17 protein-coding genes and 1 other RNA gene are annotated in these 26,917 nt (G+C 41.3%); 7 read left to right on the plus strand and 11 right to left on the minus strand.

The annotated features are described in order from the left end of the window. Window positions 1–296: 296 nt before the first annotated feature. Together pruA and apaG are read right to left on the minus strand one after the other, a co-directional pair. On the minus strand, window positions 297–1,925 hold the full coding sequence (pruA, locus tag BUA60_RS21035) for an L-glutamate gamma-semialdehyde dehydrogenase (RefSeq protein WP_072865272.1): 1,629 nt from the start codon (window positions 1,923–1,925) through the stop codon (window positions 297–299). A gap of 199 nt (window positions 1,926–2,124) precedes the next feature. Continuing rightward, a complete protein-coding gene (gene apaG / locus BUA60_RS21040; RefSeq protein ID WP_072865274.1) occupies window positions 2,125–2,511 on the minus strand; it encodes a Co2+/Mg2+ efflux protein ApaG in 387 nt (128 codons plus the stop codon). Between the two features lie 549 nt (window positions 2,512–3,060). Between apaG and BUA60_RS21045 the strand changes: the two genes are divergently transcribed. From BUA60_RS21045 to BUA60_RS21055, 3 genes are all read left to right on the plus strand, one after another. Further along, entirely contained in the window at window positions 3,061–5,466 is a 2,406-nt protein-coding gene (locus BUA60_RS21045) for a transglycosylase domain-containing protein (protein WP_245802598.1), read from the plus strand. 211 nt (window positions 5,467–5,677) lie between these two features. Then, window positions 5,678–7,861, plus strand: a complete 2,184-nt coding sequence (locus BUA60_RS21050) for a hypothetical protein (RefSeq protein WP_218587958.1) — start codon at window positions 5,678–5,680, stop codon at window positions 7,859–7,861. A gap of 421 nt (window positions 7,862–8,282) precedes the next feature. Next, window positions 8,283–8,705: a response regulator gene (locus tag BUA60_RS21055; RefSeq protein WP_072865278.1), complete on the plus strand. Its 423-nt coding sequence runs from the start codon at window positions 8,283–8,285 to the stop codon at window positions 8,703–8,705. A gap of 202 nt (window positions 8,706–8,907) precedes the next feature. Here BUA60_RS21055 and BUA60_RS21060 read toward each other — a convergent pair whose 3' ends face one another. From BUA60_RS21060 to ssrA, 6 genes are all read right to left on the minus strand, one after another. Next, window positions 8,908–12,081 (minus strand): efflux RND transporter permease subunit, encoded by a 3,174-nt coding sequence (locus tag BUA60_RS21060; RefSeq protein WP_072865280.1) that lies wholly within the window; start codon window positions 12,079–12,081, stop codon window positions 8,908–8,910. Window positions 12,082–12,088: 7 nt separating this feature from the next. Next, a complete protein-coding gene (locus BUA60_RS21065; RefSeq protein WP_072865282.1) occupies window positions 12,089–13,297 on the minus strand; it encodes an efflux RND transporter periplasmic adaptor subunit in 1,209 nt (402 codons plus the stop codon). 12 nt (window positions 13,298–13,309) lie between these two features. Beyond that, a complete protein-coding gene (locus tag BUA60_RS21070) occupies window positions 13,310–14,659 on the minus strand; it encodes an efflux transporter outer membrane subunit (RefSeq protein WP_245802599.1) in 1,350 nt (449 codons plus the stop codon). A 349-nt stretch (window positions 14,660–15,008) separates the two neighbouring features. After that, on the minus strand, window positions 15,009–16,538 hold the full coding sequence (locus tag BUA60_RS21075; protein WP_072865285.1) for a M81 family metallopeptidase: 1,530 nt from the start codon (window positions 16,536–16,538) through the stop codon (window positions 15,009–15,011). Between the two features lie 455 nt (window positions 16,539–16,993). Beyond that, complete coding sequence (locus BUA60_RS21080; protein ID WP_084532718.1) at window positions 16,994–17,278, minus strand: DUF2188 domain-containing protein; 285 nt, start codon at window positions 17,276–17,278, stop codon at window positions 16,994–16,996. Window positions 17,279–17,737: 459 nt separating this feature from the next. Continuing rightward, window positions 17,738–18,136: a transfer-messenger RNA gene (ssrA, locus tag BUA60_RS21085) on the minus strand. 447 nt (window positions 18,137–18,583) lie between these two features. Between ssrA and BUA60_RS21090 the strand changes: the two genes are divergently transcribed. Further along, window positions 18,584–19,807, plus strand: coding sequence for an NAD(P)-dependent oxidoreductase (locus BUA60_RS21090; protein ID WP_072865287.1), 1,224 nt, complete (start codon window positions 18,584–18,586; stop codon window positions 19,805–19,807). A 61-nt stretch (window positions 19,808–19,868) separates the two neighbouring features. On the opposite strand, the gene BUA60_RS21095 is transcribed toward BUA60_RS21090, so the two are convergent. Beyond that, window positions 19,869–20,984, minus strand: coding sequence for an Sb-PDE family phosphodiesterase (locus tag BUA60_RS21095; protein WP_072865325.1), 1,116 nt, complete (start codon window positions 20,982–20,984; stop codon window positions 19,869–19,871). 93 nt (window positions 20,985–21,077) lie between these two features. On the opposite strand from BUA60_RS21095, the gene BUA60_RS21100 reads away from it, so the two are divergent. After that, entirely contained in the window at window positions 21,078–21,437 is a 360-nt protein-coding gene (locus tag BUA60_RS21100) for a DUF1801 domain-containing protein (RefSeq protein WP_072865289.1), read from the plus strand. 96 nt (window positions 21,438–21,533) lie between these two features. Here the strand turns inward: BUA60_RS21100 and BUA60_RS21105 are convergent, their stop codons facing one another. Together BUA60_RS21105 and kdsA are read right to left on the minus strand one after the other, a co-directional pair. After that, window positions 21,534–23,141, minus strand: a complete 1,608-nt coding sequence (locus BUA60_RS21105; protein ID WP_072865291.1) for a sulfatase family protein — start codon at window positions 23,139–23,141, stop codon at window positions 21,534–21,536. 158 nt (window positions 23,142–23,299) lie between these two features. Then, window positions 23,300–24,118, minus strand: coding sequence for a 3-deoxy-8-phosphooctulonate synthase (gene kdsA, locus BUA60_RS21110; RefSeq protein WP_072865293.1), 819 nt, complete (start codon window positions 24,116–24,118; stop codon window positions 23,300–23,302). 179 nt (window positions 24,119–24,297) lie between these two features. Between kdsA and BUA60_RS21115 the strand changes: the two genes are divergently transcribed. Beyond that, a complete protein-coding gene (locus BUA60_RS21115) occupies window positions 24,298–24,783 on the plus strand; it encodes a DinB family protein (protein ID WP_072865295.1) in 486 nt (161 codons plus the stop codon). Window positions 24,784–24,981: 198 nt separating this feature from the next. Beyond that, window positions 24,982–26,781, plus strand: coding sequence for a translational GTPase TypA (gene typA, locus BUA60_RS21120; protein WP_072865296.1), 1,800 nt, complete (start codon window positions 24,982–24,984; stop codon window positions 26,779–26,781). The last annotated feature ends 136 nt before the right edge of the window (window positions 26,782–26,917 follow it).

A 26,917-nucleotide genomic window follows, 5' to 3' on the forward strand; every position in this document is an offset into this window, starting at 1 on the left:
TGCTTTCTTTCATGGTCATTCGCTTTAATGTTAACTTTAAATTCACTGTAAATTTACAATAACTTAACGTTAAATTTACATTATAATTGTGTGAAAGATGGTTTAATTTATGTTAAATGTGTGCTTTGGCATAGGTTTATTCGGAAATAGATGGCTTTAGACTGCCCAAATTAAGGGTTTTAAGGAGCAAACTCTGGATGTGTAGTTGCCTGTAAAGGAGGGGTAGAATAATATAATAGGCAAGGCCCGTATCTGCATGAAGCAAATACGGGCCCTGTTTATTTATATTGCTTCCCTTATCCTAGGAATGGATACCTATAATCTACTGGAGTAACAAAAGTTTCCTTAATAAGCCTTGGGGAGACCCAACGCAAAAGGTTTTGTGCGGAACCAGCCTTGTCATTGGTGCCGGAAGCCCTTGCTCCACCAAAAGGTTGTTGGCCTACAACGGCACCTGTAGGTTTGTCGTTAATATAGAAGTTGCCGGCACAGTTCTGCAATGCTTTGGTTGCTTCGGCAATAGAATAACGATCTCCTGAGAGTACGGCACCGGTAAGTGCGTATTCGGAGGTGCTATCGACCAATGTAAGCGTTTTGGACCAGTCCTTATCCTCATACACGTAAATGGTGACCACAGGTCCGAAAAGTTCAGTTTCCATGGTGGTATATTTTGGGTCGGTGGTTACGATCACGGTAGGCTCTATGAAATAGCCCTTGGATTTGTCATAATTTCCACCCACATAAATTTCGGCATTCTTATCCTTTTTGGCCTGGTCAATGTACTTGGCCAATTTGTCAAAAGAAGCTTCATGGATAACGGCCGTAATAAAGTTGCCCATATCTTCGGGAGAACCAGGTTTATTGAACGATTCCACATCGGCCTTTACATATTCCAATATTTCCTTGGATGTGGATTTTGGAAGATAAACCCTGGAGGCGGCACTACATTTCTGACCTTGGAATTCGAAAGCTCCCCTCACAATGGCAGTTGCGACCTGTTTTGTGTTGGCAGTAGGGTGTGCAATTATAAAATCCTTGCCCCCAGTTTCGCCTACAATCCTAGGGTAAGTTTTGTATTTGTGGATATTGTTTCCAATCTGTTTCCACAATTCCTTAAATACATGGGTGGATCCAGTGTAGTGGATTCCGGCGAAATCCGGACTGTCCAAAGCTACTTTTGTAATCATTACAGGATCTCCATAAACCACATTTATAACGCCATCGGGTAGTCCGGCTTCCTTAAAGATATCCACGATTACCTTGGCGGAAAACACCTGACTATCACTGGGTTTCCACAATACCACATTTCCCATCATTGCCGCACTTGCTGGAAGGTTTCCGGCAATTGCAGTAAAATTAAATGGGGTTATGGCGTAGATGAAACCTTCCAAAGGTCGGTATTCCACCCTGTTCCATATGCCTTCGGCAGAATCTGGTTGTTCCTCGTAGATCTGCGACATATACTCAACATTGAAACGAAGGAAATCTATAAGTTCACAGGCAGAATCAATCTCGGCCTGATGTATATTTTTTGATTGCGCAATCATGGTTGCGGCATTGATCTTTGCCCTATATGGTCCTGCAATCAACTCAGCGGCCTTTAGGAAAATTGCAGCGCGTTGCTCCCATTCCAAATCTGCCCATTGTTTCCTAGCTTCTAAAGCGTTGGAAATGGCATTGGACACATCTTCCTTGTTGGCAGTATGGTATTGTCCAACGACATGTTGATGGTCGTGGGGTGGGGAAATTGTTCTGGTGTTTCCGGTTTTTACATCCTTTCCTCCAATGTACATAGCAATGTCTGCGTTACCATTGAAATAGGTGTTATATTGTTTTAATACTTCTTCCCGTTCTGGTGTGCCGGGGGCATAACTTTTTATTGGTTCGTTATATGCCGTGGGGACTTGAAAAAATCCTTTGCCCATGATATTATTTTTTAAGTTCAAATTCACGCCAAAGGTACTAAATGCATCGGCGAAAATAAAACTAAGTGGGGTGTGAAATTTGGGATATGGAGAAAGAATGGCAATAAAGGGAATTACTGTAATTGTTGTTGTTACAGTGCAAGGTGTTTTCCATGAAATAACCCATGGAAGTATTCAGTAAAAAAGTAAGGTTTAAACTTTAGTTCAAGGCAAATGGGGCACTAAACTTAAAAGTAGGAATGTAGACCCTGAATTTTTCGGAATTATTTATACCTACCATATTGTAATGGCCCTTCATGGCTCCAATGGTGGAGGCCAATAAACATCCGGAACTGTAAGTGTGGGATTCTCCAGGTTTGATAACCGGCTTTTTGCCGATAACGCCTTCCCCGTCCAAAACTTCCAATTCGTTCAAGGAATCATATATCTGCCAATGACGTGATGTCAATTGTACCGAATCCTTGCTTTGGTTTTCTATGGTTATGGTATAACCGAAAGCAAAATGCATTTTGTAGTTCTTGAAGAAAGTTCCTTCAAAACTAGTGTTTACCGAAATTTTAATGCCTTTTGTTACCTGTGTTATCATAAGATCGGATTCTAAATATGTAAATAAACTTCCCGTTGTATGTACTAAAGCTCATAAAGCCATCAATACAGTATTTTCAGATACCTAATTTACCTGCGGTTATAAATCTACTTTGCCCAAAGGAATTCCACATTGTTCTACAAAGATAATGAGCAAATGTTACAAATTATCTTAAAATTATAATTCTTTTAAAGTGAAATTCGTGCCTCTAAAAAGCAATTAATCAGCAAGATAAAGAACAACTTCAAATTATAAAAGTTAATGTGGATTTAATCGGTGTAATTAATATTATTTCTGATGTAAATCAATACAATCGTCCAATGCACCGTGGTCCAGTCGGCATAGTTGAAGTTAAGGCTGGTCCACAACCTATTTTATATCCGTCTGTTTTAAGGTCCCGGATACTTTTGTAAGTAATGGTTCCCTGGAATAATATGGTTTGGTATCCCGCTCAAACTTATTTAAGATGAAAAAGGTAGCAGTTAATGAATATTAAATTATTTTTATTTGCAATCGAATTTTAATTGTGGAAATTTGTTAAAAGGTATTATGATGTTTGAAGGTGTAAAAAAGGTTTTGGCACAAACGTGGTCAAGGTTTCGTGGATTATTCGCCTATGTTAGGCAACATCCCTTTAAGTCATTATTGTTTGCGGCTATTGCCGGATTTTGTAGTCTAATTTTACTATTTCTGGTTATTTACCTTGGTGCTTTTGGGAAATTACCTTCCAAGGCCTACTTAAAAAGCCTAAAAAACCCTGTTACCTCTACCATCTATGCCTCCAATAAAGAGCCTATTGGGTACTATTATCTTCAAAACAGATCAAATGCCGATAGTTTCCAAATAAAATCCGACCTGATCCAGGCACTAGTGGCTACGGAAGATTCAAGGTTCTATGAACATAGGGGGATAGACTACAAAAGTTATGCACGGGTATTGATAAAATCCATCATTTTGCAGCAGAATGCTGGGGGTGGTAGTACCATCACCCAACAGGTGGCCAAAAATTTGTTCGGAAGGGAGAAACAGTTTTTTCTTTCTACACCGATCAATAAAATTAGGGAGATATTCATAGCTAGAAGGCTGGAAAGTATTTACGATAAGGAGGATATAATATTGCTCTACTTCAATACCGTTTCCTTTGGCGAAAATATCTACGGTATTGAAAAGGCGGCGTTTCGTTTTTTTAATAAGGCGCCAGAGGAATTAACCTTGCCCGAAAGCGCTACCTTGGTTGGGCTACTAAAGGCCCCGTCCTATTACAATCCAAGAAATTTTCCGGAAAGGGCCGAACAGAGACGGAATGTGGTACTGTCTCAAATGCTTAAATACGATTATATTACCCCCGAAACTTTTGAGGAGGCCCAGACTCCCTTAAAATTGGATTATCAGACTCCAAAGAAAGTGTCTTCTTTTTCTGCTTACTTCAAGGATTATGTAGCAACGGAGTTTGCTATTTGGGCTGAGGACAACCCAGCACCAGACGGTCATATCTACGATTTGGAAGCGGACGGTTTAAACATTTATACCACCTTAAATACCAACATACAGAAATATGCGGAAGCCGCCCTGCATAGACAGGCGGACAATCTACAGAAACTTATGGATACCTACTGGGCGGCAGCGACCACAGAGGGCGGTAAGGAAGTGCTTCTTCAAAAATTGGTAGATCAAAATAGGGAAGTACAGCAAATGCGGCAAAGCGGTAGGACCGAGGCAGAAATTGCCGCCTTTGTCAAGGAAAAGCGTAAAAGAAGATATTGGGTAATTGGCAAGGGGTATGAAGAGCAAATGCAGTCTTTGGAGGATTCTATTGCAAAAAGTATCAATAGGTTGCATGCTGGGGTTATAGCTGTAAGCAGTGTCTCTGGCAGGATAATGGGCTATGTAGGTGGCATCGATTACGGGTTTAGTCAAATAGACAATGTTGTTACGCCCAGACAGGTCGGCTCTACTTTTAAGCCTATTACCTATTTGGCAGCTTTGCAGGCAGGGGAGGACCCCTGTAACTATTATGACAATAATCTTGTAACATATTCCAAATACGAGGATTGGAGACCGCGAAATTCCAATAATAAGTATGGGGGCAGTTATGCCATGCATGGTGCCTTGGCAAACTCCATAAATACGGTTTCGGTAACCCTGCAATTGAAGACCGGTACGGAGAGGGTCTTGGACCAGGCAAAGAAAATGGGTATAGAATCGGAACTTCCTAATGTGCCATCCATTGTATTGGGTACGGCCGATATCAGTTTGTTGGAAATGGTAACAGCATACGCCAGTATTTCCAATGGCGGAAGCAAAATAACACCTTATGCCATTGATCGCATAGAAGATGAACAGGGCAATGTTTTGTTCGAAGCAAAACCGCGGTACGAAGGAAGGGTGGCGAGCACCGAAAATATTAAGGCCTTGCAGAAAATGATGGAAAGTGTTATTAGGGATGGCACTGGGTCGCGCTTATTGGGTTATGAGATTCCCTATAATATTATAGGCAAGACGGGAACTACTCAAAATAATGGCGATGGCTGGTTTATTGGTTGTTCCCCAGAGCTGGTAGTTGGTTCCTGGGTGGGCACCTTTGACAAACGGGTACAATTTGCGTCCACTAGTATGGGTTCTGGTGCCAATACTGCCCTGCCAATTGTAGCCTCCGTATTTAAAAATTTGAGTTATTGGAAAAGACCTTTGCTTACCAATTTTGAGTACGATTTTGATTATTTCCCCTGTAGGCCTTTCGTAGAGTCTAATGCGACAGAGGCTTATGAGTTGGCTCAAACCGATTCTACCTATTTACAGGAATTGCGAATTAAGGATACCCTAGCCATATTAAAGGATAAACCCATAGAAATAGATAGTGTTCAAGGTATTTTTCCAGGCCAGATGCCGCTGGATTCTATTGCTAAGGATAGCCTTACCATCGACATCGATATATCCAATACAAATATTGATTAGAGATGTGGCTTCTATATTTATATTGGATTTGTTCTTGGCAATCTAAATAAGAATTTTTTATTAATTATAATACCTAACTAAATTGATAAAAGTAATCGTTAATATTGGTCAATATGTAAAGAAATATTGGCGTGGGGTTTATCTCTTGCCATTTTTTGTTTTAGTACTTTGCTGTTCCCCGAATTCAAAAAGCAGTTTTACTACAAATTATTTGAAAATAAGTATTAATGAGCAGGGACTTATTTATAGCATAGAGGACCTTACAAAGGTGCAAGCAAGGGAGCTGAGTCCAACGGACAAACCTTCTCCACTTTTGACTTTGTACAATAGCAAGCTAGACACCTTGTACCGGCCGCTGAGTGCCGAATTTAATTTGCCAAATAATATTATAAGGCTTGACTATCCCAATAATTCCAGAGCGGAAATCAGGGTTGAGCCAAAGGACAAATATCTAAAATTCACCCTTGTTTCCCTGACCAACCGGGAAGATATTGAAGGCGTCCAATGGGGTTCTATCCATACCAATATTACCAATCTTTTTGGGGAGATTATTGGAGTGGCCCGTGATACCAGTGAAACCGTCAATTATGCCCTGGGGATGCTGGCCCTGGACGACAATACCTTGGGCGGCACGTCTAGGACCATAGGAGACGCCGCACCTTTTCAGTATGTCATCCACTCGCCTGATACTATCCAATACCCATTGCCGGAAGAACTATATGAGGGGCAAATTTTTACCTTGGGCGGCAACGGAATTAGTGACGTAGCCTTTTATGCCCATAAAGAACCTTATTATAGAATTTTGTATGGCAATGCTGCTAAAATTGATGATAAGGGAAGGATATCCATTACCTATAATTCAAGGGACAGAACAAAAGAGAGAGAAGTCTATTTTTCACTGATTCCCAATATGGAGGCTAATACCCCCAACCATTTGCAAGTTGAACCTTTGCCCGGTGTGGATTATATTGGGTCTTCGGTAGCTTTATGGGGCAGTCCGGATAGCACGGCCTTGATGGACGTTATTCAAGATATTGTTTTGTCTGAAGGACTTCCCTATCCCACCTTGGATGGAAAATGGGTGAAGGACCCTGCCGCTTATGTTCCGGATGCCATTACCAGCGGGGGTCTTTACGATAGTATTATATCTTATACCTCCAGATTGGGCTATAAGGCCATCAGTCTTTACGATCAGAGTTTTTTGCGGCCAGATCGCGGAAACGGGGGGTATATAGACGGGAAGGGTTTCGAAAAGAAACCATTGAAACTGACTTCTGGTAATTTGTCGCATAAGGCATTCGCCAATATGGCGGCAAAATATGGGATTACCATAGGGAGGACCCCTATTACTACCTCCTTGGCCCCAGGGACCAAGGATGCTAGTCCAATTCCGAGTGATAGTCTTTGTTGCCAACAAGTACGTTTATTGGCAAATAAAATTAGCACAACAGATACCCTTATACTTGTAAACGATCCCAAATATTTGGATGAGATTGCCAGTTGGGAGGGGCATGCCAAAAACCTGAATATGGTAAAAATAGGGAAGGAACTTATCCATTATCTAGGGGTTTCGGAAGACGAACCTTATCGCCTTTTGAATGTAGAACGGGGCTACTGGGGAACTACGCCCTCAGAACACAAAACCAATGATACTATATGTAAATTACAGGTAACAATTAATTACGGCTACGACGGATTGATACCTAATATGCAGCTTCAGGATAAAATTGCAGAGTATTATGCTGATGTAAGTTACATTAACGGTTTGGGTTATTACGATTTTGATGGCCAGGAGTTTTTGTTTAATAACGGGCAAGGATATTATTCGGCCAAGCGTTTTTTTGGTAAAATGTTCGACAGGGCTGCTCAGCACGGTATTCCGCCTATCCGGTTTACGGGAGCTACTTTATCCGAGGGTTCATGGCATTATCAAAGTATATGGAATGTAGGAGGGGGGAAGAATCTATATGATGTGGAAACTAGGGAATGGGGAAGTACGACAAGCCAGGGAAAGGATCTTAGGGATGTAACCTATGCCAATTATTTTCCCGTGGGAATGGGGGGGAATTTTCCTATCAATGCCAATTCCACGGTTGAGCAATATGAACATATACAAGCAATTTCAGTTGGGATTGGTACTACATATAGTCTTTATTTAAATCAGAAAGATGTGGAAAGCTGTCCAGAAAAGGAAGCCATATTTAAGGTAATTAGAACTTGGGAAAATGCCAGGGCGGCAAATGCCTTTCCAAGGGAGGTAAAAAAACTTTTAGCAAAGCCTGAAAGGAATTGGAGATTGCTCGATGGCGATAACAAGGATTCCTGGTTATTGAACGAATTAAAGGAAGGTAAAATAGTTAATAGCTATATGTTAAAAAGGGCTGAAGGGTATTAGATCACTAAAAATGATGTTGGGGCCATGAACTATTGGTCATGCTGCAAATGTGATTTTTTTGGACATTTCTGGACATGAAAGTGATTGTATATAACCAGCTTTTGTAGTATCCTAAACCCATAATAAACACCTGCCATAGGCAAAAGCATGTGAACTTTTATTTGAAATGCACCTTTATCCGTTGAAATGCAGGTGATTGGCATGAAATACTCCCTATCGGTTTGATATTTTTACCTACATTTGTACAAACAAAATTTATAGGAAAAATATTACATTGTAAAAATAAACTTACCCAAAATAAGGAACGTCAAATCCTTGGCACTATTTCTGAATTATTATAGCTTAATAATAACCCCTGTAATTATTCGGAGATTACTATGCACTAGCGATTTGAATATCCCCTTTTACACTTTTTAAGATTATGAAGATAGAGACAGTATGCATTATAGATGATGATCCCATTTTTGTTTATGGAACCAAAATTTTATTAAACTACAACAGCAGTTTTGGTTCCTCTGTTATTGTACATGAGGATGGAAAGGAAGCTTTGGAAAATCTTACTTCAATGGTTAGATCAGGTGAGAAACTGCCCGATGTTATCTTCTTGGATCTGAATATGCCCATCATGGATGGATGGGAATTTTTGGATGAATTTGTAAAATTGCCTATTGAGAACAAGCCAAGAGTGTATATAGTAAGCTCTTCAATAGATAATCAGGACATTGAAAGGGCCAAAACCTATGATATAGTAAAAGACTTTATAGTAAAGCCATTGTCGGATTCCATTCTTTCCGATTTGTTCAAGACCATAGAAACGGAGGACCTACATAACACTTCACTCTAAAATTATTCACTTGGTTTATTTTGTAGAATAGCGCATTTTAGCGAATGGACTTTAATTACTTTTTGCACGAACATTAAGCTACTGTTTGATGCAACCATGCAGTTGATGATCGTATGTTTGTTGGAAATATCTTCTTTAGGGGAGAAGCTAACCCATTTCCTTTTAGATTTTTCAATTCGTTCAGGCATGGTTTGCGGCTATTTCATTTATCCACTAGGACGTTGTTTTCCGGAACTTTGGTCTTGGAGACGTCCACTTGCTTTACCGTTCTACCTTTTTCAATGATCAGCCGTATATCCTCGAGGGTTAAATATAAACAGGGTACAATGACCAAAATGATCGTAGTAGCAAATACAATTCCAAATCCTAGGGAAATCGCCATAGGAATTAAATAATATGCCTGACTCGAAGTTTCAAGAATAATAGGGGCCAAACCCCCAAAAGTGGTCATGGTTGTTAGCATAATGGGCCTGAACCTTCTAAGGCCGGCTTCGTGAATGGAAGTGTAAATGGGATTTCCTTCCTTACGCCGTTTATTGGCATAGTCTATCATAATCAGGGAATCATTGACTACCACTCCAGATAACGCTATGACCCCCATTAAACTTACCAATGAGAGGTCGTAGCCAAGTAAGATATGCCCTATAACGGCACCTACTATACCAAATGGAATGGCGGTCATGACGATCAAGGGCTGTGCATAGTTGTTAAAGGCTATGGCCAGCAATACGTAAATCAGACCCATGGCAATTGCGAAACCGGACCTAAGGGTGTTGGTACTTTCCCTCATATCTGCCTGGCTCCCTTCAAAGCTCCATGTAATCCCAGGGAAATCAGCTCGCAATTGTGGCAGTGTTTCTTCTTGTACCATATTAATGACCCTGGTTACGGCATTGGCCGGTTCAACGTCCATGCCAACATTGACTATTCTACGGCCATCCCTACGATTGATACTGCTAAAGGCTTCCCTTTGTTCCACCTTCACCACATCCATTAAGGGGACCTCCAATCCGCTGGGTGTACGTATCAGGAAATCTTCCAAATTTTTGATATCCTTACGCTCTTCAATCGGCAGTTTTACCCGTACCTCAATTTCGTTCATTCCCCGCAGCTGCCTCATTGCCAAGGCTCCAAAAAAACCATCGCGCACCTGTCGGCCTACCTCGTCAGAAGTAAGCCCAAGGCTTCTACCTTGTGGTAATATCTTAAAATCGAGCTGCATTTTTCCCTTGTTGTAGTTGTCCGTAACATCACGCGTATTGGAAAATGCCTTCATCCTTTCTACAAATGCGCCACTGGCTTTTTCCAGCACATTGATATCCGAATGGCTGAGGTCTATGCTAATGGCCTGCCTTGCACCTCCAGGACCTCTTTCGGCCTCAAAGGTAATTTGGTCCACCCCTTCAATATCCCCTATATTATCACGCCATAGGGCAATGATCTCGGCGGCTGTAATATCCCGTTGGTCCGGAGGCAACATCACAATTTCAACGTCTATAAAATTCTGTCCACGTACGTTCGTCTTAATTCCCTCTGCTACTTCGTAAAGATTGTGCTCATCAAACATGCGCTGGGTAGATTTGGTGATGGCGTGTGCAACTTTGGCCGCCTGATCCGGAGTGGTGCCAACCGGTAGGCGAACCCCAGCTTCTATTTCGTCGGCTGCAACTTCGGGCATCATAATCATTCCCATATGTCCACTATAGCCATAGCCTCCAACGATAAGTAATAGAACAACAGCGGCAGTAAGCGTAATATATCGGTATTGTAAACACTTGTCGAGCAACGGGCGATATTGATTTTCTATAAAACGGTCAAAACCATTGGCAAATGAACGCTGCCATCCTTCAAGCTTTTTTACCCATTTGTTCTTATTGGTTTCTTTTTTAAGATGTGCCAAATGGGATGGTAGAATAAATAGTGCTTCCAACAATGAAACCCCTAAAATTACAATCACCACTGCAGGCAAAGGTTGCCAGAATTTCCCAGTTTCACCGGGCATAAATAAGAGGGGTACAAAGGCTATAATGGTTGTCACAATGCTAAATACTACCGGTAAGGAAACATCTTTGGTTCCCGCAATGGCGGCTTCGATGGGGCTTAACCCTTTCTGTCGGTATTCGTACACATTTTCCCCGACTACAATGGCATCATCCACAACAATTCCCAGCACTACCAAAAATCCGAACATGGAAATCATGTTTACGCTGATACCGATGAGGGGCAGGAATATCATTCCTCCCACAAAGGAAACCGTCATGCCCATCATTACCCAGAAAGCTAGACGATACTCCAAAAATAGGGTAAGTATAATCAGCACAATTATAATGGCGAGAACCCCATTTTCAGTCAGAAGCGATAAGCGTTCCCGATAATCCGCTGCGCGATTGCTATCCGTGCGATATTTGATCCCCGGAGGAAGCTGGAAGTCTTCCATGATGCCTTCCACGGCATCGGCAATCTCCAGAGGGGACTGATTCCCAATTCGGAAAATGCGAAGTTCCACATAGTTTTCTTGATTGAACTGTCCGTGAAATCCGGTTTCCTCAAAACCATCGGTGATGGTGGCAATATCCTCCAAAGTCACCTTGGCCCCAGAGTCGGAAGAGATTATAGTGATATTTCCATATTCCTTGGCCCATTGTTTCCTCTCCTGCATGCGCAGTAATATTTCCCCGCTTTGGGTTTGTACCGCTCCGGCAGGTACGTCATTGCTACTTTGTTCAATAATGTCCGCTACCTGTCCAAGGGTCAGGTTGTATTTTTGTAGGTTGTGGCGGGGTATCTCGATCCGGGTTTCATAATCCGGGACATTTCCCAGTTCCACCTGTGTAATCTTGGGATTGCTGAGAAGGATATTACGTAGACGTTCTGCTAATTGGCGGAGGGTCCAAATATCAGCCTTGCCATATAATCCAATTTGAAGTACATCCCGTTGACGGGACTGCAGGCTTACAATGGGCTGTTCAATATCATCTGGAAAGGTACGTATACGATTAATGGCCTGATCAATATCTTGGAAGGCCTTCATTCGTTCCGATCCTGCAACAAGTTCTATAAGGATCTGTCCCGAACCCTCATTGGCTTCGGAAGCAATTTCCTTTATTCCCTGTACAGCCCTAACGGCTTCCTCTACGGGCTGCAGGATACCTTGCTCTACCTCTGCCGGGGAGGCACCTGGGTAAGCTACCGAGACTTCAACAAAATCTAACTGAAATTCTGGAAATACTTCTTTTTGTATTTTGAACATGGTAAAAATTCCACCACCGAGGAGTACCAACATAAGTAGGTTGGTGGCAATGGAGTTCTTGGCCATATAGGCAATGGCACCTTCTTTCCTTGGAATTTTATTTTCTGTCTTTTCCTTTTCTACCATGGTCTAACTATTGCGTCGGTTCTTTTTCAGAGCCTTCAGCCCTTGTTCTTAGTCCAATTCCATTGCTAACCGTACTTAAATCTGTGATAACTACATGTTCTCCTTCTTTTAAGCCTTCTCTAATATAGGCGTACTCATTATCCGTAAGTGCGATATCGACTTCGCGAATTTCCAATTTGTCGTCCTTCATCACCCAAACCGTTTCGTTACTTCTAATATAATCCCTGTTCAGACGTACTATATCGTCCAATTTATTGGCCTGCATCTCCACTTCAACAAAGGTGCCTATCATTAATTTTGGCCTCCCCTCCAAATCGGTATTTTTGGCCAATGGATCTGCCACTTTTATCAACACTCTTGCTAGGCGGGTCTGCCCGTCCAAGGCTCCAATTTGTTTGTCCAGATACCCTTCACGATACTGCCCACCTGGCCAGGCCGTAGAATTTTTTATAAGTACGGTAGAACCCCTGTCTTTATCATTTTCAGGAAAGCGCAGCCATTGAAGTTTGGAGACCGGTACGGTTGCAGTAACCCAGTAATAGTCCGTACCAACTAGTCTGCCTAAATCGTCCCCGGGGCCTACTTGGGAACCTGTGGTGACGTTCTGGCTAAGAATATGTGCATCAAAGGGAGCGCGGATAGTAGTTCTTTCCAAGTTTAATTGTGCCTGATCCACAGAAGCTTTGGCGCCCACAATGGTAGCCTTAACGGCATTAAGTTGGGGTTGCCGTAATACCAATTGTCGTTCTTCCACGGACAGAGGATTATCTTTAAAAAGGGAATCGTTGGTTATAAGCTTTAAATCTTGTTCCGCTATTTGCTGTCGGCCCATTTCGGTATCCAAGGTAGTCTTGGATTGCAGGAGTTCGCTCTTTCTAAGTTCCAGGGTATTTTTATAATCAGAAGGGTCTATCTGTAACAGGGGTTGATTCTTTTTTACAAAACCTCCTGGAGTAAAAGCAGGATCCCTACGTATTATCTGACCTGATACCAACGGACTCAAGGTAATATCCTCCACGGGTTGCACTGTCCCTGTAGCTGCTATGGTAGGTTCAAAGGAGCCTCCCTTTACAGTAATCACATCCACCAACATGGCCGTTTCTATACTTGCCCCTTCGGTCTTTGCCTCTGGTTCCGTAGAAAATATTAGGGTGGTGATTGCAATCCCTGCAATTAGAATAGCTAAACATATCCACAGTATTTTTTTATTGCTCATATAGTTAAATTTCTATTGATTGTCTATTTCTCTCTCTGTTTCAAATCCACCCGCCAATGCCCTGTACAATGCAATTCTTATGAGAATTAGTTGCCGTTGGGACACTACATAATCCCTGCGGAGTTGTTGCTCGGCGTCCAAACCTATAAGTACATCCAAATAGGGGCTGAATCCATTGAGGAACTCTACCCGTAATTGTCTGTTGCTTTTTTGTGCCAATTCCAACTGTCTGGCTATATTTTCTACCCTTTGTTTTTGCTTTAATTCCTGTATAAGGCCATTCTCCACTTCTTGAAATGCTTCCAAAGTGGTCTGACCATATTCCAAAAGGCGTTGTTGTTTAACGGCCTGGGTCCTGTCCACTTCAGCACTTAGCTGTCCGCCATAGAAAAGGGGAGCCAATATGTTTCCGGCTAAGGTATAGGCCCAATTGTCAAAAAGATTTTGAAAGCTGTTGGAACGTAGTTGTCCTCTGGCACTTACCGATATTCTTGGGTATTTACTGCGCACAGCAGACGCCATATCCCTATCCGCAGCGAGTAATATGGCGTAGGATTGTTGTATGTCCGGTCTGCGTCTAATAAGTTCCAAGGGAATACCAATCTCAGGTAAGTCTGGCAGTGTTGGTAGATCCTTGGTCTCAAAAGCAACATTACTTTGTGGTTGTTTGCCCAAAAGAACCGCCAATTGATTTTCCAAAAGGGCTACATTGGTTTCAAAAATTATCTGTTGCTCCTTGGTACTTTCCAGTAGTTGGGCCTGTCTCAGAATATCCACTGCCCTAATCTGACCTCCCACAAACCTCGTTCTTATAAGTTTAATAATATCCTCATTGGTAGAAATTTGGTCCAAGGTAATTTGCAGTTGTTTTTTAGCCGCAATTAGTTGGTACCAAATTGTTGCAATTTCTGCGGAAAGGGATATTGCGGCGGTTCGGTAATCATAAAGGCTAGCTTCCGACCTGAATTTTTCTGCCTGTACCGCAGTTCTTATCCTGCCCCATAAATCCAGTTCGTAATTGGCCGACAGACCCAATTGTGTATTTTCCCCGCCCACAAAATCGGGTTCCGGTAAATTAATTGCAGACTGTGCGCTAGCTCCAATTTGTGGCCATTTATCGGCACCTTCACGTGCTACAATGGCCTTTGCTGCCAAAAATTGTTGCCAAGTAGCCGCTAGATTCATGTTGGACTGTAATGCGGAATCGATAAGAATATTAAGTTGTTCATCGTTGAAGGCGGTCCACCATTTGTCTTCCAAAACACTTGAGCCACTATAAGAGAATTCCTCTAAGCCATCTATGGGTAACGCTACATTTGAAAATTTGGGGGAACAGCCAAAGAAGAGTAATACGAGGATCAAAAAACAAAATGCAAAGGTCTTTTGAATACCTATTAGTTTGAATTGCGTTTTTAATCTTAGGAAAGTACTTTTAGTCTGCAATGGTAGGGTTATATTTAGGTTTTCCCTAAAATACTTTTTTTAGCCGTATTACTGTATTAACAAAATCTTAATTGTTAATAATATCTTAAGGAAATGGGTCTGGGTTTTGCCAATACCAATTGCGTTTGTAATGATTTTTTTGCTGCGTTTGCTTTAACAATAATTTGGATAAACTGTTAGTTGTCGGAACATACTAGGTTCAGATGATAAACGAATGAGGGTATTAAATGTAACCTGTAATAACCCTTTTTAATAAGCTTATCTATAATTATTCGGTTGAATTGGAAGCCGGAATAAAATGGGCTTTCAAATCCGGTTGGGCCATAGTACTGTCCAATGGAAACATGGGTCTTTTGATACGTTTATAACCCAATCTATTAAGGTCTTGATCTACACCGCCCGGGGTCAATGCCATAACCCAATCGCCGCGCATATCGTACAGTTCCGGTACCAAGTAACCTATCTTGACAACAATGATATCCGTTTCTTTAGGATTCAATCCTAAATTGGTGAAGTCGCTTAAATAATGGTACGGCTTTCTTTTTTTGGTAACGATTACCTGTATACTTCCAATTTTAACAACGACCTCCACTTCTGCGTTCACATCACCGGCCTTGATAGCTTCAATGGTTCCTTCCAGTTCCAAAGGACCTGCAAATCGGTCATCAACGGCTGCACCGGCCATGGCCTTAATTGTTCCACCTACACCTATTTGAATGGCTTTTTCAATAAATTCCGGTCCAGGAATAGAGGCATAAATCAAGGAAGGACCTTTGTCCGATTTAAATTCCGGTCTGGCCAACAATTGTTGCAATGTCCACGTAACGTCTCCTGCACCGCCAGCAGTTGGGTTGTCTCCCATATCACTGATCATAAATGGATGTTTTTCGCTGGACAGTGCCATTTTTAAACTTTCTTCCAATGTTGTAGTTGGGGCAACAAATTCGAATTGTTTCCGCACATCCCAAAAGCTTTGCGCCAATGTTTCGGCACCTTTTTCAACTTTTTCCTTATCATCGCCGGTAACCATGACTACGGCATGGTTGCGCGGTTCATCTGCCCAGGCATATCCAATCCAAATGGCCGCGTCTATAATACCTTCTTCATTGGCTACATCGGGAACTTGTGCATATAAACTTTTGCCCGGTTCAATTCGGGTACTGGTTTTCTCGCCTGGTAATAATATGGGTACAGGGATCCAAGCCTTGTATTGAGGCTTTCCTTTGCCGTTTTCAAGTCGTTCCAGAAGATTGGTGACCGCCCTTTTTTTGGATTGGATGGCATCCTCGTGGGGCGCCATTCTATAACAGGTTATCAAATCGGTATTTTTTGCCAATTTTTCGGACACGTTTCCATGGAGGTCCATAGAGGTGGATATAAGCACCTGGGTTCCTATCACGCCTCTAATTCTTTCTATAAAGTCACCTTCAGGGTCGTCCAATCCAACGACACTCATGGCACCGTGTATATCAAAGAAAAGTCCGTCATAGGGACCATCTTCCTTTAATAATTTTAAGGTTTTGGTTACCAAGGATTCGTATGCTTCACGGGTTACTGTTCCGCCTGGCAATGATTTTCCGACCAAGGTAGGTACCCATTGTGCCCTATGCCTATTTAAAGAATCTATCTGAAGAAACGGGTACTTGGCAAAAATAGAGTCACCTATTTTGGCGTGAAAGGCTTCTTCATGGGTTAAGGCAGGTGAAAAGGTACTGCTTTCTATTCCCAGACCTGCAATGGCAATTTTAGGCAGTTCTTTTGTTGATTTTTCATTTTTGCCTTGTTGGCATGAAGCCATTAGGACCAAGAGAAGGATATAGCAATTGTAAAGTGGTTTCAATATTAATTAAGTTTTAGGTTCCCTATAAAGTTTGAAAATGGGTAAGGGCGATATTTTGCCTTAGAAATCCCTTTATGGGAATCCAATATAAGGATTTATTGGTGGGTTTTTTGAATAAGAATCGAACAAAATTCAATGTTCCGGAGACAAAGTCAACCTTTTAATTCAACCTCATGGCAAATAAAAATCCGAGAATTGGGGATATGCTATTTTGGGCCAAGAATTTTAAAAATCATATAAATTTTCAGGGAATCGGCTGATGATTTTATATAAATGGCCAACCGACTTTTTGTAAACATTTTAATTTTTAAAATGTTAAATTTTAATAAGGGTATGTAAAAATTTTCTCTTGTTTTTAACCCTGATAGTTCTTCTTTTAAAATTCCAATGGCTTCCTACATGGAATTTAATTCTTAATCATCATAGCTTATCCGGTCTCGTATACCGCCACTCTCTCGATGAATAATGACATCGGCCTTGTGTTTTCTAGCTAAACTTTTGGCCTTGCGTATGGCCGTGCTCTGTTTTCGATGTTTACTGGTTATACGTTGGTTGCCTTCGCGACGTACAGCCCAACCTTCCTCATAGGGAACCACATGGTGGTGCCAAGTTCTGCCTCGTTTGCTTTGTTGCGAGCTGTTAAAAAAGACTTCCAAAAGCTCAACAAGGGTTCGTATCCAAGATTTGACGTTCGACATATTCGATTATTGTTGTTCCGAAGATACCATTATTTCTAGTTTTCCGATTTATGAAAATGAATCGGTGCAGCTCACGGAAATAGTTAGAGTGTATATTTTGGTGATGGAGCGAGCTGGCGCGCTGGCCATTGAATCCTAGAGGGTAACTAATTTTTTCATAGGGATTACCTTCGGTTTTCCCTAATGGTTTCTGTACTGCAAGTACAACTGCCTGACTTTTCAAGACAGTTGCCCAAAAACAACAAAACCCAATCAAGTAAACTTGTTGGGTTATGTTATTATAATCCACAACGTAGTTGTGGGTGATCGTGGAGCCGGAGGATTACATATCCCTAATTCTCGCAATGTTGCAAATAAAAATACCCATTGTTATCACAATGGGCATCCTAACGTGTTCAAAAATACTCAAGCCAGCTTGGCATTTTCTCATGCCTTTAGTCTGCTGCGTATTTTTGAGTGTCGTGGAGCCGGAGGGATTCGAACCCTCGTCCAAACAAGCAATTACAATGCCTTCTACATGCTTAGTTCCTAATTGATTTTCGATGTGCACCTGACTAGAAACAGCCTAATACACACTTATCTTCTTAAGTTTTGGTGATAGTGCCGAAGCTTCACTACCCTTGTGTTGACTTTGATGGTGCTTCTGAAAGGGACGCCGTCAACAAGGGCTTCCCAGAAACATCTCGCTTCCCTACCTTGTAGGGACGAGGCTAAATCCTACTATGATTCGGATTAAGCGGCAAGAGCGTAATTATTTTCGCCAATTAAAAAGTGTGGAAAATGAGATTAACGAGCTGTAGCCCAGCGCTCGGCATGCTTACATTCCAATTGGTCTCGCTGTCAAAACCAGTCGGCCCCTTCAATGAGATAGGCATGCTGTGCATGCCGTTATCGAACCTGCCTGCCGGCAGGCAGGTTGAATCCCGCCACCGGCGGGATCTTTTATCAAACCTGCCTAATCCTAGGATAAAGCCAGGTTTGATTCCGCTATCCGCAGAAATATTCTCTCATCTTTTTTTTCAATGAACTATGTAATCTTTTCTTGGGCGTTCCCTTTTTTTTCTCCTGCAAGGTTTTCAAAACCTTGTAGGTGTCAAAAAAAGGTCGGGCTATCGGCTATATTTTTTTTTGATTTCGTTCCCGCACTGCAAAGTACAGGGAAAAATCAAAAAAAGATGCCGCCTCTATCCCTAACGCGGTCGCCAAAGGTACTCCAAAAACTATTCCAAAAAAAGTTTTGCTAGTCAACTTGTCATGTGTTATATTTATAACTTTATTAGCGCATATAGTTATAAAATTATATTTATGAAATTTGGGATTATAAGGGAACGAAAAAATCCACCCGATCGTAGAGTGGTCCTAACACCGGATGCCTGCACAAAAATACTCGACAAATTCCCGGAAGCGGAAATTGTGGTCGAACCTTCCCCGATACGGGTTTTTTCGGATCTGGAATATGGGGAAAAAGGCTTTCCAGTAAAGTCGGAAATGGAAAAATGCGATGTACTGATCGGGGTAAAGGAAGTACCTATAGCGGATTTGATTCCCAATAAAAAATATTTCTTCTTTTCCCATACTATTAAAAAGCAGCCCTATAATAGAAATTTACTTAGGGCGATATTGGAAAAGAATATTGAATTGTACGATCATGAAGTCATCACAGGTACTAAAGGACAGCGTTTGGTGGCATTTGGGAGGTATGCGGGAATTGTAGGGGCCTATAATGGTTTAAGGGCGTACGGACTTAAATTCGGTTTGTTTCAGTTGCCAAAAGCGGAGACTTTGGCGGACCAGCAGGCATTGATTTCGGAACTCAGAAGGGTGAAATTGCCAAATATTAAAATTCTCCTTACGGGTCGGGGAAGGGTAGGCAATGGCGCCAAAGAAATGCTGGATGCCATGGAAATCAAAAAAGTAGGAGTGACCGATTATCTGAATAAAACATTTGAAGAACCGGTATATTGCCAGATTGATGCTTCGGAATACAATAAGCGCAAAGATGGGGTAAGAGGTAATAAGGCCGATTTTTTTGCCCATCCCGAGGAATACAAGTCCAACTTCTTTCGTTTTGCCAAAGTGACCGATTTTTATATTGCGGGTCATTTTTACGGAGACGGTGCACCTTACCTTTTTACACGGGAAGATGCCAAGCATCCACAATTTAATTTAAAGGTCGTGGCAGATGTTAGTTGCGATATAGATGGGCCCGTGGCCTCTACAATTAGGCCCAGTACCATAGCAGATCCCATTTATGGCTATGACCCCCTCACCGAAACGGAAGTGGATTTTAAGGACCCCCATGCCATTGCCGTTATGGCCGTTGATAATTTGCCTTGCGAGTTGCCTAGGGATGCCAGTATAGGTTTTGGCGACGCTTTTGTAAAATATGTGATCCCTGCATTTTTTAACGGGGATGCGGACGGAGTTTTGGAACGCGCAAGAATGACTAAGAACGGAAAGCTTACCAAAAGATTCGCCTATTTGCAGGATTATGTGGACGGCGAAAGGGTAGTGAACAGTAATCAGTGAACATGCAGTAAGCTATTAAAATCGGTAATTAAACCATTTGTGGATTAAATGGGACCGTTATTTATTCCACTTTAATAGTCCACTCTATCATTGGATGTATTTTTGGAGCAGTGTAAGCCCCTAAGGCCTCAAGTTTTAGTACTAAGGTATTCAGCTTTTCCAAGGTTTTGATTTTTAAGATTTTCGTATCTCCGGCAGAAATCCCAAATACGGGAGAGCTGTCGTAAAAGGTGTAGCCCATTGCATTCTCAAACAATAGATCGCTACTTGATATGTTCTTGAGTTCCACTTCCAAAACCTGTGTTTTTCCAATATATTCTGCTTTCACAATTTCAATACTGGTCTGCAATAATGGTTTTAGGTATTCGGCTTTTCCAACCAATAGTTCGTTATAAACGGCAACCGTTCTACCTGCAAAAAGTGCCTCCTTTAATCCTTCAATGCTCTTTTCTTTGGCAAATACCAAGGTAATGGGCCTATGGTTTCCTTTTTGGGTATAGCTCCAATCTATTAATCCGTGAATGTCACTGGTTCCCATAATGGTTAAATTGTTTTCAAGGGCCAGGGCAAGTGATTCTTCGGAATAATCCACAGTATTAATGACTTCAATACCGTGCAATTCACCTTTTTTAATGCGCTCTTTTTGGAAATCACTGAGGATAGGGGTTCCGGCCGGACTTTGGGCATACCAAGCGGGATGGTTCCAAAATACAAAGGCATTTTGCTTCTTTGCCGTGCTAAAGGCATCCTTGGCATCTTCATGCAATAATTCATTGGCATCGGTAATAAAAATGGCATTGTTATGTCCAACAGGAGCAGAACGTGTTATTTCAGAACCTGGGATTATTAAAAGATCGTGTTCCTTGGCTTCCTCCATGGCCAAATGGTAGGCCCGATTACGATCCGGATGTGGTATATCCTCTTTATGGGGCTGGTATTCCAAATGTTCTGTAAGGGATATGGCATCCAAGTTTTCCCGCAGTGCTTCCTCCACTCTTATTGTTGGCCAAACCTTGCCATCGGAAAATACACTGTGCATGTGTAAATCGGTTTTCAAGGTAACGTATCCATCTATGTTGGGGTAGGACAGCGGCTGTGCCCCGGAATGTGAATGGGTTTGGGCGCTTAAGCCTAGGAAAGTGAATAGCAACGCCAAGGTTCCAATGGTATTTTTCATTTTGGTTGTTTTTTTCAAAAATAATGGATCGGATACCTTGAAAATAAAGAAAAATATGTTCATTTGGTTAAGAAAAGGTAAATTAAGTCTATCATGAATCCAGCAGAAGAATATATCCTTAATCAGTCAGAGCCATATAGGGGCATTCTATTGTACCTCCAAGCGTTCATTGAAGGTACCATTCCAGGTGTGGAGTTAAAATTTAAATATAAGATCCCTTTTTACTACATCAACGGCAAGCCTTACTGCTATTTAAACCAAAGCAAGGATTATGTGGATCTGGGGTTTTGGAACGCGGCCCATTTAACTGTGCATTTGGAGCATATGAACACAGAAGGGCGAAAAATGATGAAATCCCTTCGTTACAAATCCTTGGAAGACATTGATACTACCGTTCTAAAGGAAATCCTGGCGGATGCCTATAGCGTTAAGGATAGAAAATTTTGGAAATAAAATCAACCAAAAAAAATAACAATTGGTTGTATGATATTTACGCGAATTCCCCCTCATTTTGTCAAATTTAACTGACCACTGACCACTGACCACTGTTTACTCCTCTATCAACCCCTTGTCCTTATACAGTTGAATGTACTGATTGCTCAGTGAATCGGAATCCTTGTATTTTTTCCTTAGTCCATTAAGTTTATCCTTCAATTCGGATACTACTTGGGCATAATCTGGATCGTTAAATACATTGTTTAGTTCCTGCGGGTCTTTTGCGCGATCATAGAGTTCCCATACATCTACATCGTAATAAAAGTGTATTAATTTAAACTCCTTGGTGGCAATACCATAGTGACGTTTTACAGCATGTTCCGCTGGATATTCGTAATAGTGGTAATAAACGGCGTCCCTATCCCATTTTTCCTTTTCCCCTTTTAGTAATGGTACTAGGCTTTTTCCTTGCATATCTTCAGGAGCTGTTACCCCGGCAACTTCCAAAAAGGTCTGGGCAAAATCCAAGTTCTGAACCATTTCATCCTCTGTAGTTCCTGGAGTTATTACATTTGGCCATTTTATAAGTAGTGGCGTTTTAAAAGATTCATTGTACATAAACCTTTTGTCGAACCAGCCATGCTCCCCTAAGTAAAAGCCTTGATCGGAGGTATATATCACTATAGTGTTTTGGGTAAGTCCTTCATTATCCAAATAATCCAACACCCTTCCTACATTTTCATCAACCGCAGCAATAGTTCCCAAATAATCCTGCATATACCGTTGGTATTTCCAAACCATTAGGGTAGAATCGTTCATATTGCCGTATTCTTTTTTAAAGGCTTCGTTAATGGGCCCGTATACTTTGTCCCATTCAGCTCTCTGTTCTGGATTAAATTTATTTAGGCCTCCTATGCCCAAATGTTCCTCAATATTTAATTCTTCCAGTACTTCATCCGTTATTTTAAGGTCATAACGTAGCGTCATATGTTTAAGGATGTTCATCTCTGCAGGACCGGCCGTAGTTTCACGCGTGGCATAATCGTCGAACAAAGTAGCTGGTAAGGGGTAGGTGTTTTTTGTAAATTCTTTGTAATGCCTTGGTGCTGGCATCCAGGACCTGTGTGGCGCCTTATGCAAATACATCAACATAAAGGGTTTTTCGGCATCCCTACGGTTTTGTAGCCAATCCAAGGTGAGGTCCGTGGTAATATCGGTAACATAACCTGTAACAATGGTGTCCCCGGTTGCTGTAATAAAGCGGGGGTTGTAATAATCTCCCTGTCCTGGCAGTATTTTAAATTCATCGAAACCCTTGGGGTTGTTGCCAAAATGCAGTTTCCCGAACATTGCGGTCTGGTAGCCTGCCTTTTGCAACAATTGCGGAAAGGTAACATTGGTAGTATCAAAAGGGGAAATGTTATCTATTTTACCGTTAATGTGGCTGTGTTTTCCTGTCAGGATAACAGCACGTGATGGGGCACAAATGGAATTGGTAACACTTGCATTGGTAAAGAGCATACCTTCCTTGGCAATCCTGTCTATATTGGGGGTCCTAATGAGCTTGTCATCATAGGCACTAATGGCCTGATAAGCATGGTCATCGGACATTATGAATACTATATTAGGTTTCTTTGGGGCCAAATCCTTGGCATCTTGCTTACAACTTGTTATTAGTATAAATAATCCTGCAAAAGCGATTGTTAAAAATGTGGGCTTCATGTAACTTGTAATATGGTCTAAAATTAAAGGGTAAAAATAGGATTTTGTTTTTGTAATACCAGTAATAGGCTAACTATTTGTGGTTATAAAAAAATGCCGCACAGACCTGTGCGGCATTCAATAATATATGTTTAACGCTTTTGGGTGTTAAATGTGAATTATAAGGAATTTACAGTCTTGCGTATGGCCACTAAATTGGTCAGTAATTTTTCAAGATGATCCAAATGCAGCATATTGGCACCGTCACTTTTGGCATTGGCAGGGTCAAAATGGGTCTCCATAAAAATTCCATCGGCCCCTGTAACAATTCCGGCACGGGCAATGGTCTCTATCATATCCGGTCTTCCCCCGGTTACCCCTGAAGACTGATTGGGTTGCTGCAGGGAATGGGTTACGTCCAAGACTACATGTGCATACTGCTTCATAGTTGGGATGCCACGGAAATCCACGATCATATCCTGGTAACCAAACATGGTGCCCCTGTCGGTGACCATAACCTGTTCATTGTTGGAATCCAAGACTTTTTGTACCGCATGCTTCATACTCTCAGGACTCATAAATTGCCCCTTTTTTAAATTGACCACTTTTCCAGTCTCCGCCGCTGCCACTACCAGATCGGTCTGACGCACCAAAAAAGCAGGAATCTGCAATACATCTACATATTCAGCTGCCATATGCGCATCAGATATTTCATGTATGTCCGTTATGGTGGGAACATTAAAGGTTTCGGAGACTTTTTTTAATATTTTCAAGGCCTTTTCATCGCCTATGCCCGTAAAGGAATCAACCCTACTGCGGTTGGCCTTTTTAAAACTTCCCTTAAAAACGTAAGGAATATTGAGTTTATCGGTAATGGAAACTACCTTTTCCGCTATGCGCATAGCCATTTCTTCCCCTTCAATGGCACAGGGGCCACAAAGTAGAAAAAAGTTGTTGCTTTTGGTGTGTTTTAGTTGAGGTATGAGTTCTAGATTCATCGATCTTAATTTTGGGGCAAAGATAGGAATTTGAAGGCAGCAAATTATTCATTGACCATTCTTAAAGTGTTTTGGAGGTAGGTTAAAATTGTGATAATTCTGGGTTATCGAGTTACTCGGATGGCAACATAGTGGGATAATTGTTGTAAATTAAAGGGTTAATCAAAAAACAAGACATCATGGAAATTCAAAATTTACTTATTCCGGAATTGGAACACGAAGTAGTCCTTACAGAAAAGTTTTTAAGACGTATTCCTAAAGATAAATTGGACTGGCGCCCACATCCTAAATCCATGTCCATTAAGCAATTGGGAAGTCATTTGGCCGAATTGCCTAGTTGGGTGTTAGGTACTATGTCTCAAGATGAGATGATAATGGATGAATACAAACCTCCAATTAATGACAATGTGGACGAAATGATTAAAACCCTGAAATCGGCTGCAAAAGAAGCCGCAGATTCTCTAAAAGTAGCCAACAGTGAATATGATAGGAAATGGAAAATGATTCAAGGAGGACAGACTGTGATGGAAATGCCCAAGTATCAGGTGCTAAGGGGGATGGTATTAAATCAATTTCCGCATCATAGAGCCCAATTGGGTGTATGCCTTCGGTTGTTGAACGAGTCGGTTCCTGCCACCTATGGTCCTTCTGCAGATGAGCAGTAAATCAATATGGAACAAAATAGGGTTTCAATTAGGAGGGGTAATACTACTTTTCCGCATTTAAGGAGTATTATCCCAAGCTTTGTAAAACTACTTCAATATCAATAAGATAAGAAAAATTGGGCTTTTGTAGTTGGCGTAAAAAAAATGAGTATCTTTGCGCCCGCATTTAGGGTGCTTAGATGCGTTTAAAATCATATTATGGGAGTTACAAAAAACATAGCTATTATAGCCCACGTTGACCACGGTAAGACCACCTTGGTAGATAAAATAATGTATCACTGTCAACTATTTAGGGAAAATCAGAATACTGGTGACCTAATTTTGGACAACAACGACTTGGAGCGTGAAAGGGGTATTACTATTACCTCTAAGAACGTTTCCGTAGTTTATAAGGATACCAAGATCAATATTATAGATACCCCTGGTCACGCCGATTTTGGTGGTGAAGTAGAGCGTGTTCTAAATATGGCGGATGGGGTGCTTTTGTTGGTAGATGCCTTTGAAGGTCCTATGCCACAAACCCGTTTTGTACTTCAAAAGGCAATCGATTTAGGTCTTAAGCCTTGCGTGGTTATCAATAAGGTAGATAAGGAAAACTGTACTCCAGAGGAAGTTCATGAGAAGGTTTTTGATCTTATGTTCGAACTGGGTGCCGAAGAATGGCAGTTGGATTTCCCAACCGTTTACGGTTCTGCAAAGAACAACTGGATGAGCGATGATTGGAAAAACCAAACTGAGAACATTGAGCCGCTATTGGATATGGTAATTGAGCATATCCCAACTTTTGAGGCCAAAGAAGGAAATACACAGATGTTGATAACTTCATTGGATTATTCTTCCTTTACCGGAAGGATCGCCATTGGAAGGTTGCAAAGGGGTACTTTGAAGGAAAATCAGCAAGTTTCTTTGATAAAAAGAAATGGAACCATAGTAAAATCTAAAATTAAGGAACTATATACCTTCGAAGGAATGGGCCGATTAAAGGTTCCAGAGGTAGCTACCGGAGACATTTGTGCCTTGGTAGGTATTGAAGGTTTTGAAATTGGTGATACCGTTGCCGATATTGAAAATCCCGAACAATTAAAAACTATTGCAATTGATGAGCCTACCATGAGTATGCTGTTTACCATCAACGATAGTCCATTTTTTGGAAAGGATGGTAAATTTGTAACGTCAAGACATATCAATGACCGATTAAAAAGGGAGTTGGAAAAGAATTTGGCCCTAAGGGTAAATGATACGGACAGTGCCGATAAGTTTTTGGTTTTTGGCCGTGGGGTACTGCATCTTTCGGTTTTAATAGAAACCATGAGAAGGGAAGGTTATGAATTGCAAATTGGTCAGCCACAGGTAATCATCAAGGAGATTGATGGGGTCAAATGTGAGCCAATAGAGCAATTGACCATAGACTTACCTGAAGAAGTTTCTGGTAGGGCAGTGGAAATGGTATCTATCCGTAAAGGGGAAATGACCAGTATGGAAGCTAAAGGAAATCGTATGATATGCGAATTCTTAATCCCTTCAAGGGGTATTATAGGTCTAAGAAACCAATTGTTAACGGCTACTGCTGGTGAGGCCATTATGGCACACCGCTTTTTGGAATACCAACCTATGAAAGGGGATATTCCTCAAAGACAAAATGGTTCTTTGGTCTCTATGGAAACAGGAAAGTCTATTCCTTACTCCATTGATAAATTACAGGATAGAGGTAAGTTTTTTGTTGATCCGGGAGAGGATATTTACGAGGGTCAGGTAATCGGGGAAAACTCCAGAGGTGACGACATGACGGTTAACATCACCAAAACCAAAAAATTGTCGAACGTTCGTTCTTCAGGGGCGGATGACAAAGCCAAGATAGTTCCGGCCATTAAGTTTTCTTTGGAAGAGGCATTGGAATATATCCAAAAAGATGAATATGTGGAGGTTACTCCCAAACACCTACGTCTTAGAAAGATACATTTAACGGAAAATGATCGTAAGCGTAATAAAATAGCATAATCGGAAAAGCCCCTTTTTAAAGGGGCTTTTTTTTTGCTTCATTGAGTCGTCCTAAAATAGGTTGACGGTTTTTAAAGAATATATATTAGACCTGTGAATTTAACTTCACAGGTTTTTTGTTATGTATAAAATTAGG

The sequence above is a fragment of the Arenibacter palladensis genome (assembly GCF_900129275.1).
GTDB classification, from domain to species: Bacteria; Bacteroidota; Bacteroidia; order Flavobacteriales; family Flavobacteriaceae; genus Arenibacter; species Arenibacter palladensis.

Excerpts from the sequence above, each read along its gene's own strand:
- pruA (WP_072865272.1), bottom strand. The coding sequence starts at position 1,925 with ATGGGCAAAGGATTTTTTCAAGTCCCCACGGCATATAACGAACCAATA.
- BUA60_RS21100 (WP_072865289.1), top strand. The coding sequence starts at position 21,078 with ATGAATCCAGCAGAAGAATATATCCTTAATCAGTCAGAGCCATATAGG.
- BUA60_RS21090 (WP_072865287.1), top strand. The coding sequence starts at position 18,584 with ATGAAATTTGGGATTATAAGGGAACGAAAAAATCCACCCGATCGTAGA.
- BUA60_RS21060 (WP_072865280.1), bottom strand. The coding sequence starts at position 12,081 with ATGGTAGAAAAGGAAAAGACAGAAAATAAAATTCCAAGGAAAGAAGGT.
- apaG (WP_072865274.1), bottom strand. The coding sequence starts at position 2,511 with ATGATAACACAGGTAACAAAAGGCATTAAAATTTCGGTAAACACTAGT.
- BUA60_RS21055 (WP_072865278.1), top strand. The coding sequence starts at position 8,283 with ATGAAGATAGAGACAGTATGCATTATAGATGATGATCCCATTTTTGTT.
- BUA60_RS21095 (WP_072865325.1), bottom strand. The coding sequence starts at position 20,984 with ATGAAAAATACCATTGGAACCTTGGCGTTGCTATTCACTTTCCTAGGC.
- BUA60_RS21075 (WP_072865285.1), bottom strand. The coding sequence starts at position 16,538 with ATGGCTTCATGCCAACAAGGCAAAAATGAAAAATCAACAAAAGAACTG.
- BUA60_RS21045 (WP_245802598.1), top strand. The coding sequence starts at position 3,061 with ATGATGTTTGAAGGTGTAAAAAAGGTTTTGGCACAAACGTGGTCAAGG.
- BUA60_RS21065 (WP_072865282.1), bottom strand. The coding sequence starts at position 13,297 with ATGAGCAATAAAAAAATACTGTGGATATGTTTAGCTATTCTAATTGCA.
- BUA60_RS21105 (WP_072865291.1), bottom strand. The coding sequence starts at position 23,141 with ATGAAGCCCACATTTTTAACAATCGCTTTTGCAGGATTATTTATACTA.
- kdsA (WP_072865293.1), bottom strand. The coding sequence starts at position 24,118 with ATGAATCTAGAACTCATACCTCAACTAAAACACACCAAAAGCAACAAC.
- BUA60_RS21115 (WP_072865295.1), top strand. The coding sequence starts at position 24,298 with ATGGAAATTCAAAATTTACTTATTCCGGAATTGGAACACGAAGTAGTC.
- typA (WP_072865296.1), top strand. The coding sequence starts at position 24,982 with ATGGGAGTTACAAAAAACATAGCTATTATAGCCCACGTTGACCACGGT.
- BUA60_RS21080 (WP_084532718.1), bottom strand. The coding sequence starts at position 17,278 with ATGTCGAACGTCAAATCTTGGATACGAACCCTTGTTGAGCTTTTGGAA.